This window comes from Nonomuraea sp. NPDC001684, from assembly GCF_053596515.1.
Genome location: NZ_JBSFGJ010000667.1, coordinates 1 through 3,672 on the forward strand (window position 1 = coordinate 1; position 3,672 = coordinate 3,672).

Sequence of the window (3,672 nt, forward strand, 5' to 3'; positions counted from 1 at the left end):
CGCAGATCAGCGCGGCGGTGTAGGTGGCCAGCGCCGGCCCGGTCAGCCCGGCCCCCACCGTGGCCGCCCGGCCCAGCCGGGGGAACCGCCCGGTCACCCCGGTGAGCGCGGCCAGCCCGGCCTGCGGCCCGTACGCGGTCAGGATCCAGGTGCCGACGCTCATCGGCGAGGTCACCTTGAACACCCGCAACATGTTCAGGAAGCGCGACGGCTTGCCCAGGTCGTGGATCAGCGAGTACAGCGAGCCGCCGACCGCGCCCAGGGCGGCCACCTTGGCGGCGCGGGCCAGCGCCGGGCGTCCGGTCAGCTCGGCGGCGGCGGCCAGCGTGGAGGAGGCGCCGGCCAGGCCGCCGAGGAACAGGTAACCGGCGATGTCGTGGTCGCTCCAGGGCGTGCTGTTCAGCACCGGCAGGCCGTAGTAGGAATCCGCCTCCGGCTCGGGCGGCCGCAGCGAGCGGCTGCCGCGGCCCGCCGAGCCGGGCGTGGCCTCGCGCTCGGTGCGCAGGCCGGGCGCGTCGTCCAGGCGCACGTCGGTCTGGTTGCTCATCCGCCCCTCCTCCAGGCCGCCGCGGCGGCCATCCCGGCCAGCAGGACCAGCGCCGCCGCGCCGGCGTGCCGCCACATCGACGGCAGGTCCGCGGTGGTCACCACGGGGTCCGGCGGCAGGCCGTACACCTGGGGCTCGTCCAGCAGCAGGAAGAAGGCGCCGGTGCCGCCCACCCCGTCGGCCGGGTCGTGGCCGTACAGGCGGGCCGAGGACACGCCCGCCGCGCGCACCTGCTCCAGACGGCGGTCGGCGCGCTCGCGCAGCTCGTCCAGCTCGCCGAACTGGATGGAGTCCGTCGGGCACGTCTTGGCGCAGGCCGGCTCCTGGCCGACCTCCAGCCGGTCATAGCACATCGTGCACTTGGCGGCCGTGCCGGTCTCCGCGCGCCGGCCGATCACCCCGAACGGGCAGGCGGGCACGCAGTAGCCGCACCCGTTGCAGACGTCCTCCTGGACGACGACCGTGCCGTACTCGGTGCGGAACAGCGACCCGGTCGGGCAGACGTCCAGGCAGGCCGCGTGCGTGCAGTGCTTGCACACGTCGGAGGCCATCAGCCAGCGGAAGTCCAGGTCACGGGCGCCGGTCTCCTGGTGGCCCAGCGGCTTGCGCTGCTCGACGAACGCCACGTGCCGCCAGGTGTCGGCGCCGAGCCCGACGGAGTTGTCGTAGGACATGCCGGTGAACAGCAGCCCGTCCTCCGGCACCGCGTTCCACTCCTTGCAGGCCACCTCGCACGCCTTGCACCCGATGCAGACGCTGGTGTCGGTGAAGAAGCCCATGCGCCTGGGCGGGTCGTCGTAGCCGGCGTCGAGCGGCGCCCGGTCGAGGTCGAAGGCCACGGCTCACACCTCCGTTCCGGTGTGCTCGGTCACGCCCGCCCGCCGCCGGTAGGCCAGCACCAGCTCCGGCAGGGCCGGGCCGCGCGGCCTGCGCCCGGGACGGATGTCCGCCGACAGGGCCTTGACCTCCTGGATGTGGGAGTTGGGGTCGAGCGAGATGGCCGACAGCTCGTTGGCCGCGTCGCCGGTGGCCAGGCCGTTGGGGCCGAAGTGGAAGGGCAGCCCGATCTGGTGCAGGACCTTGCCGTCCAGGTGCAGCGGCGCCATCCGGTCGGTGACCAGCACGCGGGCCTCGATGGCGCTGCGCGCGGTGACGATCGTGGCCCACTCGCCGTGCACGAGCCGCCGCTCGGCGGCCAGCTCGGGCGAGACCTCGCAGAACATCTCCGGCTGCAGCTCGGCCAGGTACGGCGTGTGCCGGCTCATGCCCCCCGCCGTGAAGTGCTCGGTCAGCCGGTACGTGGTCACCACGTACGGGTAGACCGACGCGCCCGGCTCGGTCCCGCTCGGCTGGTAACGGTTGTCCTCGTGCCGGTAGAGCTTGCGGGCCGGGTTGCGCTGCCGCCCGTAGAGCGGGTTGGCGACCGGCGAGTCCTGGGGCTCGTAGTGGCTGGGCAGCGGGCCGTCCACCACGCCCGAGGGGGCGAACAGCCAGCCCTTGCCGTCGGCCTGCATGATGAACGGGTCGATGCCCGACAACGCCGCCGGTCCCTGCGCCCCCGGCTCGGGCCGGTAGGACGGCGGTTTGCGCTCCTCGAAGTCCGGCACGTCGAGCCCGGTCCAGCGGCCGGCGCCCGCGTCCCACCAGACGAGCTTCTTGCGCTCGCTCCACGGACGGCCGTCCGGCGCGGCCGAGGCCCGGTTGTAGAGCACCCGCCGGTTGGCCGGCCACGCCCACGCCCACTCGGCGGCCACCCAGTCCTGCTCGGCGGCCGGTTTGCGGCGGGCGGCCCGGTTGACGCCGCCGGCGTACACGCCGCAGTAGATCCAGCAGCCGCACACCGTCGAGCCGTCGTCCTTGAGCTGGCTGTAGCCGTCGAGCGGCCGGCCCTCGGCGTCCCAGCCGTTGATCTCGGCGAGCACCGCCTCGGCGACCGGCTCGGCCGTCTCGCCCTCGACGGGGTAGTCCCAGGTGAGGTCGAGCAGGGGCCGGTCCATCGGGTCGGCGGAACCGGCCAGCTTCTGCCGGATGATCCGCCCGAGGTGGTACATGAACCACAGGTCGCTGCGCGCGTCGCCGGCCGGCTCGACGGCCCGGTGGTGCCACTGCAGCCAGCGGTTGGTGTTGGTGAAGCTGCCGCTCTTCTCGGTGTGGGCCGCGGCGGGGAAGAAGAACACCTCGGTGCCGATCCTGGACGTGGTCAGCTCGCCCGTCTCGATCTCGGGGCCGTCCTTCCACCAGGTGGCGCTCTCGATCAGGTTGAGGTCGCGCACCACCAGCCAGTCGAGCTCGGCCATGCCCAGACGTTGCATCCGGGAGTTGGCCGAGCCCACCGCCGGGTTCTCGCCGAGCAGCAGGTAGCCCTTGCAGGTGCCGTCGAGCTGCGCGAGCACCGTGTCGTAGGTGCTGTGCGAGCCGGTCAGGCGCGGCAGGTAGTCGAACCGGAAGTCGTTGTCGCGCGTGGCCGCCGGGCCCCACCACGCCTTGAGCAGGCTCACCAGGTAGGCGGGCATGTTCGCCCAGAAGCCGCGGCAGGAGGCGTCGGCGCGCAGGAAGTCGCGCATCTTCTCGTGCTCGTGGGCGTGCGGCATCGGGATGTAGCCGGGCAGCAGGTTGAACAGCGTCGGGATGTCGCTGGAGCCCTGGATGCTGGCGTGCCCGCGCAGCGCCTGGATGCCGCCGCCGGGGCGGCCGATGTTGCCCAGCAGGAGCTGCAGGATGCTGGCGGTGCGGATGAACTGGGCGCCGTCGCTGTGCTGCGTCCAGCCCACCGCGTAGACGAACTCGGCGGTCCGCTCCGGCCCAGAGTTCTCCGTCAGGTGGCGGCAGACCTGGGCGAACAGCTCCGGCGGCACCCCGCACACCTGCTGGACCATCTCCGGCGTGTAGCGGGCGAAGTGGCGGCGCAGCACCTGCAGCACGCAGCGCGGGTGCCGCAGCGTCTCGTCCCGCCGCGGCTCGCCGCTCAGCGGGACGCCGGTGCCGCCCTGCACCTCGGCGCGGCCGGCCGGGAGGCTGCCCGCCGGGCGGTCGTAGTCCTCGTCCCGCTCGCCGGAGGCCGCGACGGTCTGCATGCCCTCGTACTGCCAGGTGTCGTCCTCGTAGCAGCGGTTCTCGGCGTCGAA

At 73.4% G+C, this 3,672-nt stretch carries 3 protein-coding genes; all 3 read right to left on the reverse strand.

Features of this window, described 5'->3' with window-relative positions:
* Positions 1–547, reverse strand: a 547-nt coding sequence (gene nrfD / locus ACWCSD_RS49700) for an NrfD/PsrC family molybdoenzyme membrane anchor subunit (protein WP_449926365.1), incomplete at its 3' end; no start/stop codon positions are given.
* Positions 544–1,326 carry a 4Fe-4S dicluster domain-containing protein gene (locus ACWCSD_RS49705; RefSeq protein ID WP_352364982.1) on the reverse strand — a complete coding sequence of 261 codons (783 nt, stop codon included), beginning with the start codon at positions 1,324–1,326 and terminating at the stop codon, positions 544–546. The genes ACWCSD_RS49705 and nrfD, both read right to left, overlap by 4 nt.
* Before the next feature lie 63 nt (positions 1,327–1,389).
* A partial coding sequence (locus ACWCSD_RS49710; protein WP_449926368.1) for a molybdopterin dinucleotide binding domain-containing protein occupies positions 1,390–3,672 on the reverse strand: 2,283 nt, incomplete at its 5' end.

Bases quoted from the DNA above. Each gene is read 5' to 3' on its own strand.
- ACWCSD_RS49705 (WP_352364982.1), bottom strand. From the start codon at position 1,326: ATGGGCTTCTTCACCGACACCAGCGTCTGCATCGGGTGCAAGGCGTGC.